The sequence below is a fragment of the Streptomyces sp. NBC_00376 genome (genome assembly GCF_036077095.1).
In the GTDB taxonomy this organism is placed as follows: Bacteria; Actinomycetota; Actinomycetes; order Streptomycetales; family Streptomycetaceae; genus Streptomyces.
The window spans coordinates 3,663,229-3,687,311 of the sequence record NZ_CP107960.1; the positions used below are offsets into that span (position 1 = coordinate 3,663,229).

The 24,083-nt window shown below is 70.8% G+C and carries 21 protein-coding genes and 1 pseudogene; 11 read left to right on the top strand and 11 right to left on the bottom strand.

Annotation, left to right across the window (positions count from 1 at the left end; genetic code table 11):
• Nucleotides 1–63: 63 nt before the first annotated feature.
• The 9 genes from OG842_RS16400 to OG842_RS16440 are packed head-to-tail and all read right to left on the bottom strand — an operon-like array spanning nt 64 to nt 8,423.
• Entirely contained in the window at nt 64–1,611 is a 1,548-nt protein-coding gene (locus OG842_RS16400) for a complex I subunit 4 family protein (protein WP_266733625.1), read from the bottom strand.
• Nucleotides 1,612–1,638: 27 nt separating this feature from the next.
• Entirely contained in the window at nt 1,639–3,639 is a 2,001-nt protein-coding gene (locus OG842_RS16405) for an NADH-quinone oxidoreductase subunit 5 family protein (RefSeq protein ID WP_328512290.1), read from the bottom strand.
• Nucleotides 3,636–4,046 (bottom strand): NADH-quinone oxidoreductase subunit NuoK, encoded by a 411-nt coding sequence (gene nuoK / locus OG842_RS16410; protein WP_266730434.1) that lies wholly within the window; start codon nt 4,044–4,046, stop codon nt 3,636–3,638. Before nuoK ends, OG842_RS16405 begins: the two co-directional genes overlap by 4 nt.
• A complete protein-coding gene (locus OG842_RS16415; RefSeq protein WP_401873467.1) occupies nt 4,046–4,654 on the bottom strand; it encodes an NADH-quinone oxidoreductase subunit J family protein in 609 nt (202 codons plus the stop codon). Before OG842_RS16415 ends, nuoK begins: the two co-directional genes overlap by 1 nt.
• Nucleotides 4,651–5,256: a NuoI/complex I 23 kDa subunit family protein gene (locus tag OG842_RS16420; protein WP_266730435.1), complete on the bottom strand. Its 606-nt coding sequence runs from the start codon at nt 5,254–5,256 to the stop codon at nt 4,651–4,653. The genes OG842_RS16415 and OG842_RS16420 overlap by 4 nt, the downstream gene beginning before the upstream one ends.
• Nucleotides 5,256–6,224 (bottom strand): complex I subunit 1/NuoH family protein, encoded by a 969-nt coding sequence (locus tag OG842_RS16425; RefSeq protein ID WP_266730436.1) that lies wholly within the window; start codon nt 6,222–6,224, stop codon nt 5,256–5,258. The genes OG842_RS16420 and OG842_RS16425 overlap by 1 nt, the downstream gene beginning before the upstream one ends.
• Nucleotides 6,221–7,405 (bottom strand): NADH-quinone oxidoreductase subunit C, encoded by a 1,185-nt coding sequence (locus OG842_RS16430; protein ID WP_266730437.1) that lies wholly within the window; start codon nt 7,403–7,405, stop codon nt 6,221–6,223. Before OG842_RS16430 ends, OG842_RS16425 begins: the two co-directional genes overlap by 4 nt.
• Complete coding sequence (locus tag OG842_RS16435; protein WP_266730438.1) at nt 7,402–8,034, bottom strand: NADH-quinone oxidoreductase subunit B; 633 nt, start codon at nt 8,032–8,034, stop codon at nt 7,402–7,404. The genes OG842_RS16430 and OG842_RS16435 overlap by 4 nt, the downstream gene beginning before the upstream one ends.
• Nucleotides 8,025–8,423 carry an NADH-quinone oxidoreductase subunit A gene (locus OG842_RS16440; protein ID WP_266733627.1) on the bottom strand — a complete coding sequence of 133 codons (399 nt, stop codon included), beginning with the start codon at nt 8,421–8,423 and terminating at the stop codon, nt 8,025–8,027. Before OG842_RS16440 ends, OG842_RS16435 begins: the two co-directional genes overlap by 10 nt.
• A gap of 182 nt (nt 8,424–8,605) precedes the next feature.
• Here OG842_RS16440 and OG842_RS16445 point away from each other — a divergent pair, with 182 nt between their 5' ends.
• From OG842_RS16445 to OG842_RS16470, 6 genes are all read left to right on the top strand, one after another.
• The gene (locus OG842_RS16445) at nt 8,606–9,841 is read left to right on the top strand and encodes a sensor histidine kinase (RefSeq protein ID WP_266730440.1); all 1,236 of its coding nucleotides are present in this window, start codon (nt 8,606–8,608) and stop codon (nt 9,839–9,841) included.
• Between the two features lie 193 nt (nt 9,842–10,034).
• Nucleotides 10,035–11,390, top strand: coding sequence for a sensor histidine kinase (locus OG842_RS16450; protein WP_266730441.1), 1,356 nt, complete (start codon nt 10,035–10,037; stop codon nt 11,388–11,390).
• Between the two features lie 150 nt (nt 11,391–11,540).
• The gene (locus tag OG842_RS16455) at nt 11,541–12,215 is read left to right on the top strand and encodes a response regulator transcription factor (protein ID WP_323185808.1); all 675 of its coding nucleotides are present in this window, start codon (nt 11,541–11,543) and stop codon (nt 12,213–12,215) included.
• A 318-nt stretch (nt 12,216–12,533) separates the two neighbouring features.
• The gene (locus tag OG842_RS16460; RefSeq protein ID WP_266730443.1) at nt 12,534–14,489 is read left to right on the top strand and encodes a 2-oxoacid:acceptor oxidoreductase subunit alpha; all 1,956 of its coding nucleotides are present in this window, start codon (nt 12,534–12,536) and stop codon (nt 14,487–14,489) included.
• Nucleotides 14,482–15,540, top strand: coding sequence for a 2-oxoacid:ferredoxin oxidoreductase subunit beta (locus OG842_RS16465; protein WP_266730445.1), 1,059 nt, complete (start codon nt 14,482–14,484; stop codon nt 15,538–15,540). Before OG842_RS16460 ends, OG842_RS16465 begins: the two co-directional genes overlap by 8 nt.
• A 171-nt stretch (nt 15,541–15,711) precedes the next feature.
• The gene (locus tag OG842_RS16470) at nt 15,712–17,667 is read left to right on the top strand and encodes an APC family permease (protein WP_266730447.1); all 1,956 of its coding nucleotides are present in this window, start codon (nt 15,712–15,714) and stop codon (nt 17,665–17,667) included.
• Between the two features lie 11 nt (nt 17,668–17,678).
• Here the strand turns inward: OG842_RS16470 and OG842_RS16475 are convergent, their stop codons facing one another.
• Nucleotides 17,679–18,068, bottom strand: coding sequence for a winged helix-turn-helix transcriptional regulator (locus tag OG842_RS16475; protein WP_266730448.1), 390 nt, complete (start codon nt 18,066–18,068; stop codon nt 17,679–17,681).
• A 108-nt stretch (nt 18,069–18,176) separates the two neighbouring features.
• Here OG842_RS16475 and OG842_RS16480 point away from each other — a divergent pair, with 108 nt between their 5' ends.
• The 3 genes from OG842_RS16480 (at nt 18,177) to OG842_RS16490 (ending at nt 21,791) form a co-directional block, all read left to right on the top strand.
• Nucleotides 18,177–19,037: an SDR family oxidoreductase gene (locus tag OG842_RS16480; protein ID WP_266730450.1), complete on the top strand. Its 861-nt coding sequence runs from the start codon at nt 18,177–18,179 to the stop codon at nt 19,035–19,037.
• 118 nt (nt 19,038–19,155) lie between these two features.
• Nucleotides 19,156–20,160: an EamA family transporter RarD gene (gene rarD, locus OG842_RS16485; RefSeq protein WP_266730451.1), complete on the top strand. Its 1,005-nt coding sequence runs from the start codon at nt 19,156–19,158 to the stop codon at nt 20,158–20,160.
• Between the two features lie 71 nt (nt 20,161–20,231).
• The gene (locus tag OG842_RS16490) at nt 20,232–21,791 is read left to right on the top strand and encodes an FAD-dependent monooxygenase (protein ID WP_266730453.1); all 1,560 of its coding nucleotides are present in this window, start codon (nt 20,232–20,234) and stop codon (nt 21,789–21,791) included.
• 55 nt (nt 21,792–21,846) lie between these two features.
• Here OG842_RS16490 and OG842_RS16495 read toward each other — a convergent pair whose 3' ends face one another.
• Entirely contained in the window at nt 21,847–22,824 is a 978-nt protein-coding gene (locus tag OG842_RS16495; protein WP_266730454.1) for an SGNH/GDSL hydrolase family protein, read from the bottom strand.
• Nucleotides 22,825–23,217: 393 nt separating this feature from the next.
• Here OG842_RS16495 and OG842_RS16500 point away from each other — a divergent pair.
• Nucleotides 23,218–23,511 (top strand): annotated as a pseudogene (locus OG842_RS16500) (urease subunit gamma); the annotation flags it as partial.
• Nucleotides 23,512–23,712: 201 nt separating this feature from the next.
• Complete coding sequence (locus OG842_RS16505; RefSeq protein ID WP_323185809.1) at nt 23,713–24,021, top strand: urease subunit beta; 309 nt, start codon at nt 23,713–23,715, stop codon at nt 24,019–24,021.
• The last annotated feature ends 62 nt before the right edge of the window (nt 24,022–24,083 follow it).

Genomic DNA, 24,083 nt, shown 5'->3' on the forward strand with positions numbered 1-24,083 from the left:
CCGGGGCGGCGGCGCCCGCGGTGGCGGCTGGGGTCACGACGCCCGGGATGACAACGGCTGGGGTCACGACTTGCCTCCTGCGAGGAGCTTCTGCACGGCCGGGTCGGTGAGGCCGAGGAGGGCGGCGGGCCACAGACCGGCGAGGACGGTGAGCGCGACGAGCGGGGTCCAGGCGGCGAACTCGTACGTCTGGACGTCGGCGAGCTGCGGCTCTTCGCGCTTCTCGCCCATGCAGACCCGGCGTACGACCATGAGCATGTACGCGGCGGTGAGCAGGGTGCCGAACGCGGCGATCGACATGAAGGTCAGGAAGGCCGGGCGGCTGAGGCCGTCGGCGGGGTCGAAGGAGCCGAACAGGGCGAGCATCTCGCCCCAGAACCCGGCGAGGCCCGGCAGGCCCAGGGAGGCGACGGCGGCGAAGGCGAGGAGGCCGCCGAGGCGGGGTGCCCGGCCGTAGAGCGCGGCCCCGGTGGCCCCGGAGAGGGTGTCGAGGTCGGCGGTGCCGTACCGGTCCTTGACCGCGCCGACCAGGAAGAACAGCAGGCCGGTGATGAGGCCGTGGGCGATGTTGGCGAAGAGCGCGCCGTTGACTCCGGTCGGTGTCATGCTCGCGATGCCGAGGAGCACGAAGCCCATGTGGCCGACGGAGGAGTACGCGATCAGGCGCTTGAGGTCGCCCTTGGAGCCGGGGCGGACCAGTGCCAGGCAGGCCAGCGATCCGTAGATGATGCCGACGACCGCGAAGGCGGCGAGGTACGGCGCGAAGGTGTGCATCCCGTCGGGGGTGATGGGAAGCAAAATGCGGACGAATCCGTACGTGCCCATCTTCAGCAGGACGCCTGCGAGCAGGACCGAGCCGACGGTCGGGGCCGCGGTGTGGGCGTCCGGCAGCCAGCTGTGCAGCGGCCACATCGGGGTCTTCACGGCGAGCCCGATGCCGATCGCCAGAACGGCGATGACCTGCACGGACGAGGTGAGCCCACGGCCGTTGTCAGTGGCGAGTGCCACCATGTCGAAGGTGCCGCTCTTCAGTCCGATGAGGAGCAGGCCCAGCAGCATGACGACCGAGCCGAGCAGTGTGTAGAGGATGAACTTCCAGGCGGCGGCCTGCCTCTGCGCACCGCCCCAGCGGGCGATGAGGAAGTACATCGGGATGAGCACCATCTCGAACGCCAGGAAGAACAGCAGCAGGTCGAGGACGGCGAAGGTCGCGAGGGTGCCGGACTCCAGGACGAGCAGGAGAGCGACGAAGGCCTTCGGGGAGGGGCCCGCGGGCGGCTTGAAGTAGCTGTAGAGCGCGCAGAGGAAGGTCAGCAGCGCGGTCAGTACGAGAAGGGGGAGCGAGATGCCGTCGGTGCCGAGATGGATGCGGACGTCGAGCGCCGGGATCCAGCTGATGTCGGTGGTGGCCTGCATCTTCGACGGGTGGTCGTGGTCGAAGCCCGCGGCGAGGACGATCGCGGCGACGAGGATCGCGCCGGTCACGGTCACGCCGTGGCGGAGCACGGCCTGGTCGGGGCTGGTGCCCTTCAGTCCCGGCGGGGCCGGGAGCAGTGCGGCCACGGCCCCGACGAGCGGGATGACGACGATGAACGCGAGAAGGAACTGCATCACGGATTCACTGATATCGATCACGGCTCACGACCCGGCGTTGACGTTGGCGAAGACGACGGCGGCGATCGCCAGGACCAGCGAACCGGCGAGCAGTGCGCTGAGGTAGGTCTGCACGTTGCCGGTCTGCGCGCGGCGGACGGCGGCGCCGAGCCCGCGTGCGACGGCTCCGGAGCCTCGTACATAGGTGTCGACGACCTCGCGGTCCAGGAAGCGGACGAGGCTCGCCGCGGCCTGGACGGGGCGGACGAACAGCGCCGTGTACAGGGCGTCGAGGTGGAAGCCGGCGGCGGCCGGGCGGTGGAGCGGGCCGAGCAGCAGGCGGCCGGGGTCGGCCGGGTCGGGGACGTCCCCGTCGGCTCCGTAGGCGGCGGTGTGTGCCGTCATGGCCTGGGCCTCGACGAGGGCGGGCTCGGCGTCGGGGTGGGCGACGACGGTGCCGGCGGGGGTGCGGGCGGCGAGCGCCGAGGTGTGGCGCCAGGCGCCGTAGGTGACGAGGCCGCCGACGAGGCCGACGCCCGTGGAGAGGACGGCGGTGGTCACGGACGGGGTGAGGGCGTGTCCGTCGAACCAGTCGGTGATCGTGCCGACGGTCAGCCCGAAGGCGATGGTGGGGACGGCGAGTACCCACAGGACGGCGGTCATCGCGACGGGCTGCCTGCCGTGGTCGGGTGCCTCGGCACCGCGGCCCCGGAAGGCGAGGAGCCAGAGGCGGGTGGCGTACGCGGCGGTGAGGACTGCGGCGAGCAGTCCGGCGACGAGTACGGTCCAGCCGGCGGCGGCCGGGGCGACGTGCCGGTCCCCGAGCGCGGTGTGCTCGGCGGCGACGAGGACGGCTTCCTTGGAGAAGAAGCCGGCGAACGGGGGAATGGCGGCGAGCGCGAGCAGGGCGACGGTCATCGTCCAGTAGGCGTCCGGGATGCGCTTCGTCAGCCCGCCCATGCGGGACATGGCGGCCAGCGAGTTGGTCCCGGCGGCGTGGATGACGACGCCGGCCGCAAGGAAGAGGACGGCCTTGAACGCGCCGTGGGAGAGGAGGTGGAAGACGGCGGCCCCGCGGTCGCCGACGGCCAGGGCCCCGGCCATGTAGCCGAGCTGGCCGATCGTCGAGTAGGCGAGGACGCGCTTGATGTCGTCCTGGGCGAAGGCGGCGAGTCCTGAGCCGATCATCGTGACCGCCGCCATCACGGCGAGTACGACGAGGGCCGCGCCGGACTCGGCGAAGACGGGGAGGAGCCGGGCCACGAAGTAGATGCCGGCGGCGACCATCGTCGCGGCGTGGATGAGCGCGGAGACGGGGGTGGGGCCGGCCATCGCGTCGGGCAGCCAGGTGTGCAGGGGGAACTGCGCCGACTTGCCGGCGACGCCCGCGAGGAGCAGCAGGGCGATGAGGGTGGGGTGGTCCAGGCCGCCGTTGGCGACGGCGCCCAGGATGCCGCTGATGCGGAAGGTGCCGGTGTCGGCGGCGAGCGCGAACAGACCGATCAGGAAGGGGACGTCGCCGAGCTTGGTGACCAGGAAGGCCTTGAGGGAGGCGGCGCGGGCTTCGGGCGTCTCCCAGTAGTGGCCGACGAGGAAGTACGAGCAGATGCCCATGATCTCCCAGCCGACCAGCAGCACCATCAGGTCGCCCGAGTAGACGACGAGCAGCATCGCGGAGGTGAACAGGGAGACGAGGGCCGCGTACGAGGGGTAGCGGGGGTCGTCGCGCAGGTAGGCGGTCGAGTAGATCTGCACGCAGCTCGCGACGAGCCCGACCAGGACTGCGACGAGGACCGCGAAGCCGTCGAGGTGCAGGGCGAGGTCGATCGGGACCGAGCCGGTGGGGGTGAGCTGGGTCGCGGCGTCGACGGCCCGGCCGCCGCCCTGGCGGGCCGCGACGACGGCCGCGATGACGGCGGCGGCGAGCGTGGGCAGTACGGCGAGGGGCCGTACGAAGCCGGGGGCGGTGCGTCCGAGCAGGAGACCGGCCGCGGCGCCCAGGAACGGAAGGAGGGGGACGAGGACGGCGAGGGTCGTGGTGGTCACGCGGTGGCCTCTGCCTTCTTTGCCTTCCCTGCCGCAGCAGTGGCCTGGTCTTCGGTGCCGGTGTCGGTGTCGTCGTCGTCCGGGAGCGCTTCGGCGGCGTCGGTCTCGGCGGTGTCGCGGAGCCGGTCGACGTCCGAGCTGCCGCGGTTGCGGTACACGGCGAGGACGATCGCCAGGCCGATGCCGATCTCCGCCGCCGAGATGGCGATGGTGAAGAGGGTGAGGGCCTGGCCGGAGTGCAGGGCGTCGCGGAGCCAGACGTCGAAGGCGACCAGGTTGAGGTTGACGGCGTTGAGCATCAGCTCGACGGACATCAGGACCAGGATCGCGTTGCGGCGGGCGAGCACTCCGTACAGCCCGGTGCAGAAGAGGAGGGCGGCGAGCACGGCGGGATAGGCGAGGTGCATCAGCTCTGCTCCTTACCGCGCTTGCGGGACAGGACGATCGCGCCGACGAGGGCGGCGAGCAGCAGGACGGAGAGCGCTTCGAAGGGCAGCACCCAGTGCCGGAACAGGAAGGAGCCGGTCGCCTCGGTCGAGCCCTGGGCCGGTCCGTCCAGGTCGATCCAGGTGGTGCGGAAGGCGTCGGCGACGACCCAGACGAGCGCGCCGGCGGCGGCGACCGCCACGGCGAGGGCCGCCCAGCGGTTGCCCGAGTCGGCGTCCGGGGAGCGGCCGATGGGGGCCCTGGTGAGCATCAGCCCGAAGAGAAGGAGAACGACGACGGAACCGACGTAGATCAGTACCTGCACCCAGGCGATGAACTCCGCGGTGAGCAGGAGGTACTCGACGGCGAGCCCGCCGAGCGCCACGACCAGCCAGAGGGCGGCATGCACCAACTGCTTGGTCGTGACGGTGACGAGGGCCGCGCCGAGGGTGGCGATGCCGACGAGGACGAAGGCGATCTCGATGCCGGTCGGGGAGAGGAAGCCGGAGGGGGCCGGGGCGTCCGGGCGGGCGGCGAGGACGGAATGGGCGGAGTGCGCCGCGGTGGCCGCGGTGGCTGCGAGTGTCACTCCTCCCCCTCTGCTTTCTGCTGGGCTTCCTGGTTCTGCTGGGCTTCCTGGGCGCGCTGGGCTTCGAGCTTCTCCGCCGTCTTGCGGGCGGCGGCGATCTCCTTCGGCTCCTCGGCGCCCGGGTCGAGCGCGGGCGGTTCCGGCACCGTCCACATCCATTCGCGGAGCTTGTCGCGCTCATGGGTGAGTTCGAGGATGTCCGTCTCCGCGTACTCGAACTCGGGCGACCAGAAGAGCGCGTCGAAGGGGCACACCTCGATGCAGATACCGCAGTACATGCAGAGCGAGAAGTCGATCGCGAAGCGGTCGAGGACGTTGCGGCTGCGCTCGCGGCCGCCCGGGGTGGCGGCGGGCACCGTCTCCTTGTGGGAGTCGATGTAGATGCACCAGTCGGGGCACTCGCGGGCGCAGAGCATGCAGACCGTGCAGTTCTCCTCGAACAGCGCGATGACGCCCCGGGAGCGGGGCGGCAGTTCGGGCTGGACGTCCGGGTACTGCGCGGTGACCGTCTTCCTCGTCATCGTCCGCAGGGTGACGGCCAGGCCCTTGGCCAGGCCGGAGCCGGGGATGCGGGGGCGGGAGGGCGGGGGCGACGCGGCCATTAACTGATCGCCACCTTCACGATGCCGGTGAGCGCGATCTGCGCGAGAGCGAGCGGGATGAGCGTGGTCCAGGCGAGCTTCTGCAACTGGTCCTCGCGGAGCCGGGGGTAGGACACCCGTAGCCAGATGACGACGAAGGCGAGGACCGCGGTCTTGAGGAGCGTCCAGACCCAGCCGAGTCCGTCGGCGCCGAACGGGCCGTGCCAGCCACCGAGGAAGAGAACGGTGGTCAGTCCGCACAGCACGACGATGCCCGCGTACTCGGCGAGCAGGAAGAGCGCGAAGCGCAGGCCGGTGTACTCGGTGTACGCGCCGAAGATGATCTCCGAGTCGGCGACCGGCATGTCGAACGGCGGGCGCTGGAGCTCGGCGAGTCCGGCCACGAAGAAGACGAGTGCGCCGACGATCTGCCAGGGCAGCCACCACCACTCGAAGGCGTCGAGGATGCCCGGGAGGGAGACGGTGCCGGCCGCCATTGCGACGGAGGCGGCGGCGAGCAGCATCGGCAGCTCGTACGCGAGCAGCTGGGCGGCGGTGCGCAGGCCCCCGAGAAGGGAGAACTTGTTCGCCGAGGCCCAGCCGGCCATCAGCGAGCCGAGCACCCCGACGCCCATGACGGCGAGCACGAAGAAGATGCCCGCGTCGACGACCTGGCCGACCGCGCCCTCGCTGGGGCCGATCGGGATGGCGACGAGCACGAGGAGGTAGGGGAGCAGCGCGACGGCCGGCGCGAGCTGGAAGATCCGGCGGTCGGCCTGGGCCGGGACGATGTCTTCCTTCTGCGCGAATTTCACGCCGTCCGCGACGAGCTGGGCCCAGCCGTGGAAGCCGCCGGCGTACATGGGGCCGAGGCGGCCCTGCATGTGGGCCATCACCTTGTGCTCGGTCTGCCCGACGACGAGCGGGAGGACCATGAACACGGCGAAGACGATGACGAGGCGGAGGGCGACGTCCAGTACGTCGTTCACGCGGGATCGCCTCCGGCGGGGTGGTCGGGAGTCTCTGGGGCTTCTGGGGTTGCTGGGGCTTCTGGGGCTTCGCTCGTCTCCCGGGTCTCCGGGGAGTCGGGCGCGGGGGTGGCGTCGGCAGCGGGGGTGCCGTCGGCTTCGGTGTCGGTACCCGCGTCGAAGGCTGGGCGGGCGTGGTGCCACGGGGCGTCGCCGGTCGCGGCCTCGGGGCCCGGCTTCGCGGCCCCTGGCGCGGGCTCGGTCCTGGCCTCGGGCTCGGTCCTGGCCTCGGGCTCCGGCACCGTCCGCGCCCCGGTCCCGGACTCCGCGCCCGGCTCCGGCTCCGGTGTCTGCGGCTGCTGGCTCGCCGAACCCTGGGACGCGCTGCGGGTGCGGCGCGGGGTCGTGGCCCGGGGCGTCGGCTCCGTGCCCGTGCCTGCTCCCGGCTCCGCGTCCGGGGCCGTCGCGGTCACCGGGGTCGCCTGGGCCGCTGCCGTGCGCTGGGCGGCCGAGCCCTCGCTCGCGCTGCGGGTACGGCGTACCGGGCGGTCGCCGGCCGCGCGCGGGGTGCGGGCCGGGCGGGAGGGGGCGGGTGGGAGCTGGCCCTTCAGGGGGCCCCATTCGTTCGGGTCGGGGACGCCGGGCGGCAGCATCGTGCGCCGCTTCGGTCCGCCGTGTTCCGACTCGCCCGGCTCCTTCGCGCCGGGCCATGCCTTCGCGACGCGTGCCGCCAGCACGAAGTCCTTGCGCAGCGGGTGGCCCTCGAAGCCCTCGGGGAGCAGCAACGGCACCAGGTGCGGATGGCCGTCGAAGCCGATGCCGAACATCTCGTGCGTCTCGCGCTCGTGCCAGGCCGCGCCCGCGTAGACGTCGATGGCGGTGGGGAGGGTCGCCGCCTCGTGCGGAACGGTCGTACGGACCAGGAGCCGGCGGACCCGGCCCTCGGCCAGGGCCGCGACATGGGCGCAGACCCGGAAGCCGGTGCCGGGTTCGTCGACCGCGCTCAGCCAGTCGAAATACGTGCAGCCCAGCTGGTCGCGGGCCGTTTCGAGGGCGGCGATCCAGGAGGTGGCGGGTACGTCGACGGTCAGCAGGTCGTACGCGTACTCCGCCGTCGCGCCCTCGCCGAAGAGCTCGGCGGCGGCGTCCGGCAGGCGGTCGTAGGCGTCGGGGGCTTCGCCGGGAGTCGGAGTGGTGGTCATGCGTCGCCCTTCCCCGGGGCCGGCGGGGCGGCGACCAGGCCGCTGCGCAGTGCGGTGGTGGAGGGACGGGCGCCGCCGGTCGCGTAGCGCTCGCCAAGCGACTCCCGGGCGATCTTCTCCTGGAGCTTGAGGATGCCCTGGAGGAGCGCCTCCGGCCGGGGCGGGCAGCCGGGTACGTAGACGTCGACCGGGATGATCTGGTCGACGCCCTTGGTCACGGAGTACGAGTCCCAGTACGGGCCGCCGCAGTTGGAGCAGGCGCCGAAGGAGATGACGTACTTGGGCTCGGGCATCTGCTCGTACAGCCGCTTCACGGCCGGGGCCATCTTGTCGGTCACCGTGCCGGAAACGATCATGAGGTCGGCCTGGCGCGGGCCGGGCGCGAACGGGATCACGCCGAGCCGGATGAAGTCGTGCCGGGCCATGGAGGCGGCGATGAATTCGATGGCGCAGCAGGCGAGCCCGAAGTTGAAGACCCAGAGGCTGTAGCGGCGGCCCCAGTTCAGGACCACCTTCATCGGCTCAGGCGCCAGGCGCGACAGGACGCCGAGCCGCTTGGGCTCCGGCAGGAAGGTCGGCACGGGCTGGGGTTCGAAACCCTCGTCGCCCTGCGGGCTGGTCACGTCCATTCGAGGACGCCCTTCTTCCATGCGTAGAGCAGTCCTACGGTCAGGAAACCGAGGAAGATGAACATTTCGACGAGCGTGGTCGCCCCGTATCCGGGTGCGGCGAATACCGTCGCCCACGGAAACAGGAAGATCGAGTCGACGGCGAAGATCACGTACAGGAAGGCATAGACGTAATAACGGACCTGGGTATGTGCCCATCCTTCACCCACCGGGTCCACGCCGCACTCGTACGTCAGGAGCTTTTCCGGCGTCGGGACCACGGGGCGCAGCAGTCGGCCGGCCCCGAAGGCGACGGCGACGAACAGCACACCGATCACGGCGAGCAGTCCGACCACTGAATAGCCGTGGAAGTAGTCCGACGCGAGAACGGTCGATTCCGGCAGGTCCATCACGTCCGCCACGTCCGCTCCTCGCTCCCTCGAATCCGTCCGGTGATCCGTACGCACGGGAGTCTAGGCCCTGTTAAAGAGAGGGTAAGCAGCCGTGTCGGATACAGGGTGGGGTTATCCCCACTCCACCCCACCCACGAGCCCCATGGCGTGCGCCGGTCCGGCCCGGCAGGCTGGGGCGTATGACCATGAGCCCCCTGGTGCCGGACAACGACCGGCCACCGCCCGCCCGCAGCATCCCCGACCGGTGGACCTGGAAGGAGATCGGCCATCTCCTGTCCGATCTGCCCATGGCCCTGGTCGGGTTTGTTTACACCGTGTTCATGATCGGCGTCGGCGTGGGACTCGCGGTCACGGTGATCGGTCTGCCGCTGCTCGCCGCCGGGCTGCACGGGGCGCGGCTGATCGGCAGGGCCGAGCGGGGCCGGGCGCGGGCGATGCTCGGGGTGCGGATCGACGAGCCGAGCCCGGTGGTTCTGTCCCGCCGGGAGAAGGGGTTCTTCTCCTGGCTGTGGTCGAGCCTCAAGGATCCGGTGGGCTGGCGGGCGGTGCTGTACTCCTTCGTCCGGCTGCCGTGGGGCGTACTCACCTTCACGGTGACGCTCGTGAGCTTCATCGTGCTGTGGCCGCTGCTCCCCCACATCACCCGGCTCCTCAGCAACGGGGACCGGGCGATGGTGCGCGGGCTGCTCTCGCCCTCCGACGAGCTGGAGCGCCGGATCGCCGAGCTGGAGGCGGACCGGGGGGTGGTCGTCGACACCGCCGCGGCCGACCTCCGCCGCATCGAACGCGACCTCCACGACGGCGCCCAGGCCCGCCTCGTCGCCCTCGCCATGGGCCTCGGCCTGGCGAAGGAGAAGCTGACCGACGACCCGGAAGCCGCCGCCCGCATGGTCGACGAGGCCCACGGCGAGGTCAAGGTCGCCCTCCAGGAACTCCGCGACCTCGCCCGCGGCATCCACCCCGCCGTCCTCACCGACCGCGGACTCGACGCCGCACTCTCCGCCATCGCCTCCCGCTGCACCGTCCCGGTGACCGTGCGTGTGGACCTGCCGGGGCGTCCCGCGGAGGCGATCGAGGGGATCGCGTACTTCACGGTCTCCGAGCTGTTGCAGAACGTGAGCAAGCACAGCGCGGCGCGATCGGCGTCCGTCGAGGTGTGGCGCTCCGGGGACCGGCTGCTGGTCCAGGTCACCGACGACGGCAAGGGCGGGGCCCGGATGGACGGCGGTACGGGAATGGCGGGGCTGGCCGAGCGACTGGGCGCCGTCGACGGGCTGTTCGTCCTCGACTCACCGGTCGGCGGACCCACGACGGTCACGGCGGAACTGCCCTGGCGGGACCGTGAGCAGAAGCGCGAGCAGAAGCTTGAGCGGACTCGTGAACAGAAGCGTGAGCGGACTCGCGTGCAGAAGTGAAGCAGGGCGCGGGGTCCGGCCCGCGGGGGTGGGGAAAACCCCCGGTCGAAGAGGGATACCCCCCTCATGGTGTGGCGGCCCGCGAATCAGCATCCTTGCAGTAGCGGCCGGAGCAGGCACCGAGCACCAGCCACCCGGCCCGGCCCGGTACGCAGCACCCAGCACCCGCAGACCACCGAAACGGAAAGCACCCATGGCCACGGCATACGGACCGGACACTCGGGACCACCAGCGGTCCGGAGCCGGTTTCGGGGACCATCCCCCGGTGAAGCACTTCTTCCCCGCCGCGCTGCGCGCGCCCGTCGAGGGCAGGACCTGGCGCGAGTTCTCCTATCTGCTGCTGGGCCTCCCGATCGGCCTGGTCCTGTTCGTCCTCTCGATCACCCTGACGACGCTGGGCGTCGGCATGCTGATCACCTTCCTCGGGGTGCCGATCCTGGCCGGCTCGCTGGCGATGTGCCGCGGCTTCGGGGCGCTGGAGCGGGCACGGGCGCGCGGCCTGCTGAAGCTGGACGTGGCGGCCCCGGCGCCGGTACGCGGCAGGACCGGCGGCCTGATGTCCTGGATGGGTGCGGCCCTCAAGAGCGGGGCGTCCTGGCGCCACCTGCTCTACTCGCTGCTGTACCTCCCGTGGGCGACCTTCGCCTTCGTTGTCTCGGTGACGTTCTGGACGTGGGGGTGGACCGCGTTCACCTATCCGCTGTGGCGGTGGGTCTTCCCGGCGTACGTGGGCAGCAACGGCATTCAGCTGTACAGCGACCGGGGCCACGAGGTGCGGCTCGACTCCTCCGTCGAGATGGCGCTGACCAGTGCGTTCGGACTGGTGCTCGTCCTCGTCACGCCGTGGATCATCCGGGGCCTGACGAGCGTGGACCGGGTGCTGGTGGCCGGGCTGCTCGGGCCGTCCCGGCTGGCGACCCGCGTCTCGGAGCTGGAGTCGGACCGCGGGGTGGTCGTCGACACCGCCGCCGCCGACCTCCGCCGCATCGAACGCGACCTCCACGACGGCGCCCAGGCCCGCCTCGTCGCCCTCGCCATGGATCTGGGCCTGGCGAAGGAGAAACTGACCGACGACCCCGAAGCCGCCGCCCGCATGGTCGACGAGGCCCACGGCGAGGTCAAGGTCGCCCTCCAGGAACTCCGCGACCTCGCCCGCGGCATCCACCCCGCCGTCCTCACCGACCGCGGACTCGACGCCGCACTCTCCGCCATCGCCTCCCGCTGCACCGTCCCCGTCACGGTCGAGGTGGACCTGCCGGGGCGTCCGGCCCAGGCGATCGAGGGGATCGCCTACTTCACGGTCTCCGAGCTGTTGCAGAACGTGAGCAAGCACGCACGGGCGACCCGCGCCTCGGTCGACGTGTGGCGGACGGCGGACCGGCTGATGCTCCAGGTCACCGACGACGGGCGCGGCGGCGCCGACGCGGCGGCGGGCAGTGGGCTCGCCGGGCTGGCCGAGCGGCTGGACGCGGTGGACGGCGTGCTGGTCGTGGATTCCCCGCAGGGCGGCCCGACCCGGATCACGGCCGAGCTGCCGTGGCGCGGCTGAGGTTCCGTGGCCCGGCCGAGCTGCCCCGGCCCGGCTGAGATCCGCCCGTGATGTCCACCCGGCGGCCGAGGACACCGCACCACCGATGCTGGGATGCTGGAGAGCGTAGGCGCGAGACCAGCGAACAGTGACAGTGAGGGCAACGGCTTCATGGTGGAGGACAGGGTGCGAGTAGTCATCGCCGAGGATTCGGTGCTGCTCCGGGAAGGGCTCACCCGGCTGCTGACCGATCTCGGGCATGACGTCGTCGCCGGGGTCGGGGACGCGGAGGCCCTGATCAAGACGGTGGGGGACCTGGCGGGGCAGGGCGCGCTGCCCGATGTGGTGGTCGCCGATGTGCGGATGCCCCCGACCCACACCGACGAGGGCGTGCGGGCGGCGGTGCGGCTGCGGAAGGACTATCCCGGGATCGGGGTCCTGGTCCTTTCGCAGTACGTCGAGGAGCAGTACGCGACCGAGCTTCTGGCCGGATCCAGCCGGGGCGTGGGATACCTGCTGAAGGACCGGGTCGCCGAGGTCAGGGAGTTCGTGGACGCGGTGGTCCGGGTCGCGCAGGGCGGGACGGCTCTGGACCCGGAGGTGGTGGCGCAGCTGCTGGGCCGCAGCCGCAAGCAGGACGTCCTGGCCGGGCTGACCCCGCGCGAGCGCGAGGTGCTCGGCCTGATGGCGGAGGGGCGGACGAACTCCGCGGTGGCCAGGCAGCTGGTGGTGAGCGACGGCGCCGTGGAGAAGCACGTCAGCAATATCTTCCTGAAGCTGGGCCTGTCCCCCAGTGACGGGGATCACCGCCGGGTACTGGCCGTATTGACCTACCTGAACTCCTGACGAACTGACACCCTGTCAGATACCTGGTGAAGGTCATCGCGGCAGCCGGTCACGGCGGTCGCGGTGACCAGGTCCCGGGGCGGACACGCTCCGGAACCGAAGAACACGTCCTAGCACCAAAGGATGACTGCACGGCGTCTTCATCGAACGGCTGGGGGGCTTGCAAAACATGACAAACCGGTATCAAATCGCGTCCCAAAAAGGCGTCCATCATGTGATCGGTCAAGGGAAGGCGACCCTTACCGACGTAGGGTGGGCAGTGGGACCGTCGGCGGGCCGGCGGGACCAGAGCCGCCGCCCCGAGGGAGGTCCAGTTCAGTGACCAGCCAGGTCAGTAGCCCAGCCGAACAGGCCGATGAGGCCAGCGAGGCGCTCGTCGGGGGACAGCGTGCCCCCCGCTCCGGTCATGCGGATGCCGGCGACAAGGAGATCCGCCGCCTCGACCGGGTGATCATCCGTTTCGCGGGTGACTCCGGAGACGGTATGCAGCTCACCGGTGACCGCTTCACCTCGGAGACCGCGTCGTTCGGGAACGACCTCTCCACGCTGCCGAACTTTCCCGCCGAGATCCGCGCCCCCGCAGGCACCCTGCCGGGGGTTTCCTCGTTCCAGCTGCACTTCGCGGACCACGACATCCTCACGCCGGGCGACGCGCCGAACGTGCTGGTCGCGATGAACCCGGCCGCGCTGAAGGCGAACATCGGCGATGTGCCGCGCGGTGCGGAAATCATCGTGAACACCGATGAGTTCACCAAGCGGCCGATGGCGAAGGTCGGCTACGAGACCTCCCCGCTGGAGGACGGTTCCCTGGACGGCTACAACGTCCACCCGGTGCCGCTGACGACGCTCACGATCGAGGCGCTCAAGGAGTTCGGGCTCTCCCGCAAGGAGGCCGAGCGGTCGAAGAACATGTTCGCGCTTGGCCTGCTGTCGTGGATGTACCACCGCCCGACCGAGGGCACCGAGACGTTCCTGCGGGCGAAGTTCGCGAAGAAGCCGCAGATCGCCGAGGCGAACGTGACCGCGTTCAGGGCGGGGTGGAATTTCGGGGAGACGACGGAGGACTTCGCCGTCTCCTACGAGGTGGCACCCGCCTCGCAGGCCTTCCCTCCGGGCACGTACCGCAACATCTCGGGGAATCTGGCGCTGTCGTACGGGCTGATCGCCGCGTCCCGCCAGGCGGACCTGCCGCTGTATCTGGGCTCGTACCCGATCACCCCGGCCTCCGACATCCTGCACGAGCTCAGCAAGCACAAGAACTTCGGCGTGCGCACCTTCCAGGCGGAGGACGAGATCGCGGGGATCGGGGCGGCGCTGGGCGCGGCCTTCGGCGGTTCCCTCGCGGTGACGACCACGTCCGGGCCGGGGGTGGCGCTGAAGTCGGAGACGATCGGGCTCGCCGTCTCCCTGGAGCTGCCGCTGCTCGTGGTCGACATCCAGCGCGGCGGCCCGTCCACGGGTCTGCCGACCAAGACCGAGCAGGCCGACCTGCTCCAGGCGATGTACGGGCGCAACGGTGAGGCCCCCGTCCCGATCGTGGCCCCCAGGACCCCGGCGGACTGCTTCGACGCCGCGCTCGACGCCGCCCGGATCGCATTGGCCTACCGCACCCCTGTCTTCCTGCTCTCCGACGGGTACCTCGCCAACGGCTCCGAGCCGTGGAAGATCCCCGAGACCGACGAGCTGCCCGATCTGCGGGTCCGGTTCGCGACCGGCCCCAACCACGAACTGGCCGACGGCACCGAGGTGTTCTGGCCCTACAAGCGCGACCCGCACACCCTGGCCCGGCCATGGGCGGTGCCCGGCACGCCCGGTCTCGAACACCGCATCGGCGGCATCGAGAAGCAGGACGGCAGCGGCAACATCTCCTACGACCCCGCCAACCACGACCTCATGGTCCGCACCCGCCAGGCGAAGATCGACGGCATCGAGGTCCCCGACCTCCAGGTCGACGACCCCGACCAGGCACGCACCCTGGTGCTGGGCTGGGGCTCCACGTACGGCCCCATCACCGCCGCCGTCCGCCGGCTCCGCGCCGCCGGACAGCCCATCGCCCAGGCCCACCTGCGCCACCTCAACCCGTTCCCGAAGAACCTCGGCGACATCCTCGGCCGCTACGACAAGGTCGTCGTCCCCGAGATGAACCTCGGCCAGCTCGCCACCCTCATCCGGGCCAGGTACCTCGTCGACGCGCACAGCTACAACCAGGTCAACGGCATGCCGTTCAAGGCCGAACAGCTCGCAACGGCACTCAAGGAGGCCATCGATGCCTGACACCAACCAGCTCCTGCACCTGGTGCCCAAGGCCGAGGCCAAGCAGTCCATGAAGGACTTCAAGTCCGACCAGGAAGTCCGCTGGTGCCCCGGCTGCGGCGACTACGCCGTCCTCGCCGCCGTCCAGGGCTTCATGCCCGAACTCGGCCTGGCGAAGGAGAACATCGTCTTCGTCTCCGGGATCGGCTGCTCCTCCCGCTTCCCGTACTACATGAACACCTACGGGATGCACTCCATCCACGGCCGCGCCCCGGCCATCGCCACCGGACTCGCCTCCTCCCGCCGCGACCTCTCCGTCTGGGTCGTCACCGGCGACGGCGACGCCCTGTCCATCGGCGGCAACCACCTCATCCACGCCCTGCGCCGCAATGTGAACCTCAAGATCCTCCTGTTCAACAACCGGATCTACGGCCTCACCAAGGGTCAGTACTCCCCCACCTCCGAGATCGGCAAGATCACCAAGTCCACGCCGATGGGCTCCCTCGACGCCCCCTTCAACCCGGTCTCGCTGGCCCTCGGCGCGGAGGCGTCCTTCGTCGCCCGCACCATCGACTCCGACCGCAAGCACCTCACCGGCGTGCTGCGCGCCGCGGCCGACCACCCCGGCACGGCGCTGGTGGAGATCTACCAGAACTGCAACATCTTCAACGACGGTGCCTTCGAGGCCCTCAAGGACAAGGAACGGGCCCAGGACGCGGTCATCCGCCTCGAACACGGACAGCCCATCCTCTTCGGCACGGACAACAGCAAGGGCGTCGTCCGTGACCCGGCCACCGGAGACCTCCAGGTGGTGACCGTCACCGAGGAGAACCGGTCCCAGGTCCTGGTCCACGACACCCACAACCCGTCGCCGACCACGGCCTTCGCCCTCTCCCGCCTCGCCGACCCCGACACCCTCCACCAGACCCCCATCGGCGTCCTGCGTGACGTCGAACGCCCCGTCTACGACACCCTGATGGCCGAACAGCTCGACACCGCCGTCGAACAGAACGGCAAGGGCGACCTCGCCGCCCTCCTCGCCGGCAACGACACCTGGACGGTCGTCGGCTAGGGCGGACACCACCGCGGACCGGGGACAGGCACCGCCCCGGCACTCCGGTCCCGGGACAGGCACCGCCCCGGTCCTGCCGTCCGGATCACGCACTCGCCGGACGGGCTGAATTTCGGCCCGTCCGGCGGCTGCGTCCCGGGCGTGCGGCCGGCCACCGCGCACGATGTGGCCATGACCCTGGACCGTCCCGCGTACCGCATCAAGCGGCGTCTGCTCGGCAAGGCGCTCACCACCGAGCGCATCAGCGAGGAGAAGCTGAACAACCGGACGGCGCTCGGGGTGCTCGCCTCCGACTGCATCAGCTCGTCCGCGTACGGCTCCGAGGAGATGCTCCGGGTCCTCGTACCCGTCGTCGGGGCCGCCGCCTTCACCCTGCTGATGCCGGTGACCGGCGCGATCCTGCTGGTACTGCTGCTCCTGACGCTCTGTTACAGCGACGTCGTCATGATCTACACCCGGGCGGGCGGCTCCTACGTCGTCGCGCGGGAGAACTTCGGGCCGGACATCGCGCAGATCGCCGCCGTGGCCCTGCTCGTCGACTACATCGTCACCGTCGCGGTCCAGGTCTCGGCGGGCACCAATGCCCTGATCTCGCTCGCCCATCTGGCCGGCACCGACTTCACCGGCCTCGACCACCTCCAGCTCCCGGTCTCCGTCGGCGTCATCGTGCTGCTCGCGTACGGGAATCTGCGCGGCATCCGCGAGGCGGGCCGCACCTTCGCGCTGCCCGCCTATCTCTTCATGGCCGCCGTCGGTCTCGTCCTGCTCGTCGCCGCGGTGCGCGGGCTCACGGGCGAGCTGCCGCACGCCGATCTGCACGCCGCCGGGGTCGTACCGCTCGGCACCCCGGGCGAAGGCTGGCTCTACGGCGCCTCGCTCTTCATCGTGCTGCGCTCGTTCGCCAACGGCGGCTCGTCCCTCACCGGGCTCGAAGCGATCTCCAACGGCATCTCCGCGTTCCGCGAACCGCAGGGCCGCAACGCCCGCCGCACCCTGATCGTGATGAGCTGCGTGCTCGGCGTACTGGTGCTCGGCGTCTCCACGATGGCGCACTTCACCCATGCCGTCCCCTACGTCGACGGCACCCCGACGGTCATCGCGCAGGAGGCCCATCTCGCCTTCGGCGACGGGCCGCTCGGCACGGCCGGGCTGGTCTTCGTACAGCTGGCGACCGCGCTGGTCCTCTACACCGGCGCCAACACACCGTTCACCGGCTTCCCGTTCCTCGCCAGCTTCGTCGCCGCGGACCGGTTCCTGCCCCGGCAGCTGACCCGCCGCGGACACCGCCTGGCGTTCTCCAACGGCATCATCGCGCTGACCGTCGTCTCGCTGGCGCTGCTGCTGGTCACCGGGGCCAGCGTGGACAGGCTGGTGGCGCTGTACGCGATCGGCGTGTTCACCGCCTTCACCATGGCCGGGGCCGGCCTCACCGCGTACCACCTGCGGCGCCGCGAGCCGTACCGCCGGACGAAGATCGCGGTCAACGGGCTCGCCGCGGTCATCTCGGCCGCCGTCGTGCTGATCTTCGCCGTCACCAAGTTCACCGAGGGCGCCTGGCTGGTCGTGGTGGTCTTCCCGCTCGGGGTGTGGGCGCTGATCCGGATCAACCGCGAGTACCGGCGCGAGGCCGCGGTGCTCCAGAGCATCCAGGCGCCGGGCGCCGACCGGCCCCGGGACCTGCGCCATCTGGTCTTCGTCCTGGTCGAGACGCTGGACCTGGCGACGATCAAGGCGCTCCGGTACGCGCACGAACTGCGCCCGGACGAGATCCGGGCCGTGCACTTCGCGATCGACGAGGCGCACGGCCGGCGGCTGGCCGCCCGGTGGGAGGCGACGGCCGCCACGTCCGTCGCCCTGGAGCTGGTGGAGTGCCCGGACCGCCGGCTGCGCCACGCGATGAAGGAGCTGGCGGCCCGCACCACACAGGACGGCAGGACCTCGCTGACGGTGCTGGTGCCGCGGCGGATGTACACCAATGTGCTCGGCAAGCTGCTGCACCGGGGCACGGGCGAGCAGATGGCGAAGGCGCTGGGGCAGCTGCCGCACGTGGCGGTGACGATCCTGCCGTTCGACGTGTCGCGTGCGCTGCGTGAGATGGAGGAGGGACGCGCACCCCAACCGGAGTGACCGAACGGGTGCTACGGGGTGTGCGCCCTCTGCTCGTCGTACGCCTCGCGCGCCGCCTGCACCGCGCTCAGGCGGCGTTCGGTCCAGCGGCCCAGCGCACACACCTGCTCGGCGGCCTCCCGGCCCAGCTCGGTGAGCGAGTAGTCGACCCTGGGCGGGATCACCGGCTTCGCCTCCCGGTGCACGATGCCGTCGCGCTCCAGCGTCCGGAGGGTCTGGGTCAGCATCTTCTCGCTGACGCCGCCCACCTCGCGGCGCAGTTCGCTGAAGCGGTACGAGCGCTCCAGCAGGGCGATCAGGATCAGGACGCCCCAGCGGCTGGTGACGTGTTCGAGCACCAGCCGGGAGGGGCACATCCGCCCGTTCGCATCGGGCCACGTCCCCAGGTCGCTTACCTTCATCCCAGTACCTTACTTCAAAGTGGGTACTTTCGATTGGTAAGTGCACCCCGTACGGTGAGCAGTGAGAGCCCGAACAAGGACAAGTGCCACCGAAGAGGAGAAACCCCCATGAGCATCGTCGTCACCGGAGCAACCGGAGAGCTCGGCCGTCTCGTCGTCGAGCAGCTGCTGGCCACCGTGCCCGCGAGCGGGATCGCCGCCGTGGTGCGCGACGCGGAGAAGGCGGCCCCGCTCGCCGCCCGGGGCGTCGAGCTCCGCGTCGCGGACTACGACCGGCCGGAGTCCCTCAAGGAGGCCTTCCGGGCCGGCGACCGGGTCCTGCTCATCTCCGGCAGCGAGGTCGGCCGGCGCGTACCGCAGCACACCGCGGTCATCGACGCGGCGAAGGCGGCGGGCGTCGCCCAGCTCGCGTACACCGGCATCCTGGGCGGCCCCGCCGCCGACTTCCGGCTGGCCGCCGAGCACAAGGTCACCGAGCAGCTGATCCTCGACTCCGGGCTGCCCCACACCTTCCTGCGCAACGGCTGGTACACCGAGAACTACACGGCGAACCTCGCCCCGGTCCTGGAGCACGGCGCCGTCGTCGCCAACGCGGGCGAGGGCCAGATCGCCTCCGCCACCCGCGCCGACTACGCCGCCGCGGCCGCCGCCGTCCTGACCGGCGAGGGTCACATCGGCGCGGCCTACGAGCTGAGCGGCGATGTCGCCTGGTCGCTGGCGGAGTACGCGGCGGAGATCTCCAGGGCCACCGGCAAGGAGATCGCGTACCGGAACGTGCCCGCCGCCACGCACCAGGAGATCCTGGTCGGCGCCGGCGTACCCGAGTTCTTCGCGGAGATCCTCGTCGACGTGGACGAGGCGATCGCGCGCGGCCTGCTCGCCGGCACGAGCGGCGATCTGGCCCGGCTGATCGGCCGCCCGACGACGCCGCTCGCCGAGACGGTGGCCGCCGCGGTGGCCGCGGCGTAACACCGCTCCCCCGCACCCCAGGGGCCCCGTGTCATGACCGTATCCCGATACGGCCATGACACGGGGCCCCTCCCGGCGCTACCTTCATGCAGTTGACACAGACATGCCTGGAGGGCCCGTGAAGGGGATCAACGAACAGCGGGCGGGACTCATGTCCGGCATCGGCGCATACGGATTGTGGGGACTCGTCCCGCTCTTCTGGCCGCTGCTGAAGCCCGCGGGCGCGATCGAGATCCTCGCCCACCGCATGGTCTGGTCCCTCGCGTTCGTCGCCGTCGCGCTGCTGGCGCTGCGCCGCTGGTCCTGGATCGGCGAGCTGGTCCGGCAGCCGAAGAAGCTCGGCCTGATCTCGGTGGCGGCGGCCACGATCACGGTCAACTGGGGCCTGTACATCTGGTCCGTGAACAACGGTCACGTGGTGGAGGCCTCGCTCGGCTACTTCATCAACCCGCTGGTCACCATCGCCATGGGCGTCCTGCTCCTGGGCGAACGGCTGCGCCCCGTGCAGTGGGTGGCGGTCGGCACCGGCGTCGCGGCCGTGCTGGTGCTGGCGATCGGTTACGGGCGACCGCCGTGGATCTCGCTGACGCTGGCGTTCTCCTTCGCGACGTACGGGCTGATGAAGAAGAAGGTCAACATGGGCGGCCTGGAGTCGCTCACCGCCGAGACCGCCGTGGTGTTCGTGCCCGCGCTCGGCTACCTGCTGTGGCTGGGCGCCCGGGGCGAGTCGACGTTCACCTCCGGGGGCGTCGGCCACGCGGCGCTGCTGGCCTCGGCGGGCCTGGTCACGGCCGTGCCGCTCGTGCTGTTCGGGGCGGCGGCGATACGGGTGCCGCTCTCCACCCTGGGCCTGTTGCAGTACCTGGCGCCGGTCTTCCAGTTCGCCCTCGGCATCATCTACTTCCACGAGGCGATGCCGCCGGAGCGCTGGGCCGGTTTCGCCCTGGTGTGGCTGGCGCTCACCCTGCTGACATGGGACGCGTTCCGGACGGCACGGCGGACGAGGACGCGGGTACAGGAGGCGCGGCAGGCGGCGCAGCGACAGGCACCTCACGCGGCTCAGCACCCGGACCCGCGCCCGAATCCGTCGGACGGCGAGCCCGCCCCGCACGCGCAGATTTAGTTACCTGGTTGCTTTTTTAACTCGGTTACGTTTTCCTGGTTGTCCACGGAACCGCGACCGAGGAGCCCCGCATGCCCGCAACCACACCCGCAGCCGCCACCCCCGTACTGATCGTCGGTTCGGGCCCGACCGGCCTGACCCTCGCCTGCGATCTGGCCCGGCGCTCCATCGGCGTACGGATCATCGAGAAGTCCGCCGGGTTCCCGCGCAGCTCGCGGGCCAAGGGGCCCAACCCCCGCTCCCTTGAGGTGCTGGAGGATCTGGGCGTCGTCGACCGGGTGCTGGCCACGGGATCGGGACCGCTGCCGATGCGCAAGTACCGGAACGGGGTGCCGGTCGCCGACGCCGACCTGTCCCAGTCCTCGCACCCGACGCCGGACACCCCGTACGCCCACGGCCGGCTGATCGCCCAGTGGCAGCTGGAGGAGATCCTGCGGGACCGCCTCGCGGAGTACGGAGTGCACGTGGAGCTCGGCTCCGAGGCGGTGGGCCTGTCGCAGGGGCCCGAGTCGGTGACCGTCGCACTCGCCGACGGCCGGAGCGTCGAGGCGCGGTACGTGGTGGGCTGCGACGGCGGCCACAGCCCGGTACGCAAGATGCTCGGCGTCCCCTTCGAGGGGAAGACGAACGAGGAGCAGTCGATGGTCTGCGGGGACGTGGAGGTGGACGGCCTCGACCGCGGCATCTGGCACCAGTGGTTCGACGAGGACGGCGCCGTGATGCTGTGCCCGATCCCGGGTACGCGCACGGGCTGGTGGTTCCAGGCCGGGCCGGAGCGGGACGCGGCGGGAGCCCTCGTGCCGCCCTCCCTGGAGAGCTTCCGGCGCCTGTTCGCCAAGCACACCCGGCTCCCGGCGGACCGCCTCTCGCAGGCGACGCTGCTGTCCGCGTACCGCGTCAACGAGCGCATGGCCGACCGGTACAGGGTGGGCCGGGTACTGCTGGCCGGGGACGCCGCGCATGTGCATTCCGTCGCGGGCGGGCTGGGCATGAACACCGGCATCCAGGACGCGTACAACCTGGGCTGGAAGCTCGCCCGCGTCGTCGAGGGCCGGTCGGACGCCCGCCTCCTGGACACCTACGAGGAGGAGCGGCTGCCCGTCGCCTCCTGGACGCTGGACATCACCGCCGAGCGGCTGCGGGCGACCCTCGAAGCGATCAAGCAGCCCGGCGGCGGCCTGGATTCGGCGGTCTCCGGCGACACGGCGGGCCTGGGCCTCGGCTACCCCTGGAGCTCCCTCTCCGCCCCCGGCTCCACCCCCCGCCTGCGGGCGGGCGACCGCGCCCCCGACGCCCCCTGCCGCGACACCGCGACGGGCACGCCGACCCGCCTGTTCGAGGCGTTCACGGGCCCGCACTTCACCCTCCTGGGCTTCGGCCCGGACACGGCGGAAGCCCTGCGGGCAGCTGAGACGGCGTACGGCGACACGGTGCGGGCGTACGGGGTGGAGGCCGGAGCTCCCCGCGACCTGACCGACGACGCGGGCCACGCCCGCACGGCGTACGGCGTCGCCCCCGCCACCGCCCTCCTCGTCCTGGTCCGCCCCGACAACCACGTGGCCCTGATCGCCCCGGCCTCGGAGACCGGAGCGATCGGCGACTACCTCGACCGGTTGGCCGGTACGGCCTGACGGCGGGGTGCCCGGACTACTGGCGCGGAGGGCGCTCGGAGAGGAACGGTGCGGGTCAGTCCACGCTGATGGCGTTCAGGATCGCCGATGCGACGTGATCGGCGGCGTTTCGGTGACCCCTGGCGTTGGGGTGCACGGCAGCCACCTGGTCGGGGAAGCGCGTGAAGACGCCCTCCACCCACTTGCCCGCGTCGCAGACGCTGTGGTTCCGGGAGCTGTTGTAGAGGTCCACGAAGTCGGTGGCGCTGTGCGTGCCGGCCGACTTCTCGATGACCTTGTTGAGGGGTTCCATCACGTCCCGGCGCAGCCAGTCCAGGTCGCCCTGGGTGATGGAGGCGAACTGTTCCCAGTCGTTGTACCGGCACTTGGACGTGTCCTCGGGAACCACCGTGGGGTAACCGACGGCGAGGATCTTGGCGTGCGGGGCCCGCTCGTGGAGCACGGTGAGCATCTGACCGTAGTCGCGGCTCACCTTGGCCAGGCGCCCGGGGATGCTGTCGGCCAGGTCGTCCTTGCAGGGGGTGCCCACGCCGCCGCTGCCCGAGCCCAACTGCAGGCACTGGAAGAGGATGTCGGCGAACCCGAGGGTGTTGCCGCCCACTCCGACCGTGATCACGTCAGTGCCGGAGTCCACCGCCTCGGACTGGGGAGGCACCGGCGGGAACGGGTAGTCCGGGTCCTCGGAGAGAGGCGGCAGGTGGCGCCCGATCGGTTCCTGGGCCCGGAAGGTGACGTCCTCGATCGTGGCGGCGCCGCAACTGACGTTGGTCAGGTCGATGAGCGAGCCGAGGTCGCGGTCGATGACCTGCGGGTAGGACTGGTCGGTGCGCTCGCAGCCGTCGCGGGGGATCTCGAAGACGTCGCCCGCGGCGGGAATGACCCCGGCGGTGTACGAGTCGCCCAGCGCGACCCAGTCGTAGGACGCGGCGGCGGCCGCCGGGTCCGCGCCGGCGAGCTGCACGGGCACCTGGGCGCATGCGGCGAGCGCGACGGCCGAGCCCAGCACCGTCAGTCGAGTACGAACACTTGCCATGGATCCTCCAGATATACGTCTTTGCTGACGCTGCAACCTGAAACAGCGAGTCACGGCAAGAACTGAATCCGATACGGAAAGTTACTGCGGAATTCTCAATTCCACCTTCGGCGCAGGGTGCACGGACAGCGTGTACGTACAGTCCGCGTCCGGGACGACGAGGAGGAACGAGGCTCCGGTCCTGATGTGAGCCTCGCCGCATGCGGCCAAGAAGCCGGACTGCGCACCGCCCGACCCGATTTCACCTGATCGTGTACGCGATCCGTGACGCGTCCTGCTCGATGACCTCTGCCGCTCATGATCGGTGAGCGACTGGCGCCGCCCGAGGACGTGTTCCGCGCCCATCCGCAGGCCCGGCCGCTCGCTCTGCCCGTTCAAGAGAAATGGCTCATCGTGCATTTGACTCCGCATGAGCAGGAGCGCCTGCTGATCCATGTGGCGGCCGACGTGGCGCAGCGGCGCCGCAGCAGAGGGCTGCTCCTCAACTATCCCGAGGTCATGGCCCTGTTGACGGTGCATGTCTTCGAGCAGGCACGCGCCGGCCGGACGGTCAGCGACGTCATGGACTCTGGCCGGCAGTTGCTGAGCCGGGACGAAGTGATGGACGGCGTTCCGGAGATGATCAAGAACGTTCAGGTGGAGGCCACTTTCCCGGACGGCACCAAGCTGGTCACCATCCACGATCCCTTCCCGGAGGCGGCCGAGGAGCCCGAGGTCCACCCGGGCAAGGTCGAGCACCCCCGGCCGCCCCGCAAGGCGGACTGCCCGGTCGACTGCGACGGCGACAGTGGCAGCGATTCGACGTCGTGCTGTGACAAGTGCCGGGACGCGGAGTCCTGGTACAAGGCGATCGAGTTCAACGCGGACCTGCAGGAGGACGCCACCGAGTTGCCGGGTGGGGGCAGGACGCGGATCAGGGTGAAGAACATGTCGGACCGCCCCGTCCAGGTCGGTTCCCACTATCACTTCGCCGACGTCAACCCGGGGCTGAAGGTCCTCAGGGTCGAGGTCCCGTCCGGTCCGGAACTGGAGTCGCCCCAGGAGCTCAAGGACTGCGAGGCGGCGCGGATGCGGCGGCTGAACATTGCCGCGGGTACGTCCGTGCGCTTCGAGCCGGGCGACGAGTGCTGCGTCGAGCTGGTGGAGATCCAGGGGGACCGGCAGGTCAAGGGAGCGCGTGAGGTGGCACACCGGTGAGCAGCGACAAAACCACCCCGTCCAGCAGCAGGTCGGCGAGGTCGCCGAAGAGCTCGGCGCCG

Bases quoted from the DNA above. Each gene is read 5' to 3' on its own strand.
- OG842_RS16470 (WP_266730447.1), top strand. From the start codon at position 15,712: ATGACCCTGGACCGTCCCGCGTACCGCATCAAGCGGCGTCTGCTCGGC.
- OG842_RS16445 (WP_266730440.1), top strand. From the start codon at position 8,606: ATGACCATGAGCCCCCTGGTGCCGGACAACGACCGGCCACCGCCCGCC.
- OG842_RS16430 (WP_266730437.1), bottom strand. From the start codon at position 7,405: ATGACCACCACTCCGACTCCCGGCGAAGCCCCCGACGCCTACGACCGC.
- OG842_RS16490 (WP_266730453.1), top strand. From the start codon at position 20,232: ATGCCCGCAACCACACCCGCAGCCGCCACCCCCGTACTGATCGTCGGT.
- OG842_RS16400 (WP_266733625.1), bottom strand. From the start codon at position 1,611: ATGCAGTTCCTTCTCGCGTTCATCGTCGTCATCCCGCTCGTCGGGGCC.
- nuoK (WP_266730434.1), bottom strand. From the start codon at position 4,046: ATGCACCTCGCCTATCCCGCCGTGCTCGCCGCCCTCCTCTTCTGCACC.
- OG842_RS16440 (WP_266733627.1), bottom strand. From the start codon at position 8,423: ATGGACCTGCCGGAATCGACCGTTCTCGCGTCGGACTACTTCCACGGC.
- OG842_RS16420 (WP_266730435.1), bottom strand. From the start codon at position 5,256: ATGGCCGCGTCGCCCCCGCCCTCCCGCCCCCGCATCCCCGGCTCCGGC.
- OG842_RS16480 (WP_266730450.1), top strand. From the start codon at position 18,177: ATGAGCATCGTCGTCACCGGAGCAACCGGAGAGCTCGGCCGTCTCGTC.
- OG842_RS16450 (WP_266730441.1), top strand. From the start codon at position 10,035: ATGGCCACGGCATACGGACCGGACACTCGGGACCACCAGCGGTCCGGA.
- OG842_RS16465 (WP_266730445.1), top strand. From the start codon at position 14,482: ATGCCTGACACCAACCAGCTCCTGCACCTGGTGCCCAAGGCCGAGGCC.
- OG842_RS16475 (WP_266730448.1), bottom strand. From the start codon at position 18,068: ATGAAGGTAAGCGACCTGGGGACGTGGCCCGATGCGAACGGGCGGATG.
- OG842_RS16435 (WP_266730438.1), bottom strand. From the start codon at position 8,034: ATGGACGTGACCAGCCCGCAGGGCGACGAGGGTTTCGAACCCCAGCCC.
- OG842_RS16455 (WP_323185808.1), top strand. From the start codon at position 11,541: ATGGTGGAGGACAGGGTGCGAGTAGTCATCGCCGAGGATTCGGTGCTG.
- OG842_RS16495 (WP_266730454.1), bottom strand. From the start codon at position 22,824: ATGGCAAGTGTTCGTACTCGACTGACGGTGCTGGGCTCGGCCGTCGCG.